The sequence below is a fragment of the Priestia sp. SIMBA_032 genome (genome assembly GCF_046535215.1).
In the GTDB taxonomy this organism is placed as follows: Bacteria; Bacillota; Bacilli; order Bacillales; family Bacillaceae_H; genus Priestia; species Priestia aryabhattai.
This window is the reverse complement of record NZ_JAWRXD010000862.1, coordinates 1-264: the sequence shown is the minus strand read 5'-3', so window position 1 is coordinate 264 and position 264 is coordinate 1. Positions and strand designations below refer to the sequence as shown.

Here is a 264-nt window from a genome sequence, read left to right as displayed (position 1 = left end):
CCATCGAGTCCCCAGCGCACGGTCTCGAATTCCTCGAGAACCTTTCCGTCGAGGTCGTCGATGAACTCTACTACTTGCTTCTTAGCCACTTCTGGACTCTCCACTCATTGTTTTTTGCGCCCGACGAACACGAACTCAAGTCTGATGGGAAGTCAATCATAACAACTTGACCTGTGAAGAAGGCAAAAAGATCGCAATGGCTGTCGGTTCAGAAGGGCATCCGCGATCCCGGGCCGCACAAGTGGGGCGGACAACGTCGGTGGC

Annotated in this window: 1 protein-coding gene; it reads right to left on the bottom strand. The window is 54.2% G+C overall.

Features of this window, described 5'->3' with window-relative positions:
* Positions 1-89, bottom strand: an 89-nt coding sequence (locus SB717_RS40350; RefSeq protein WP_486360803.1) for an Lsr2 dimerization domain-containing protein, incomplete at its 3' end; no start/stop codon positions are given.
* Positions 90-264 lie beyond the last annotated feature (175 nt).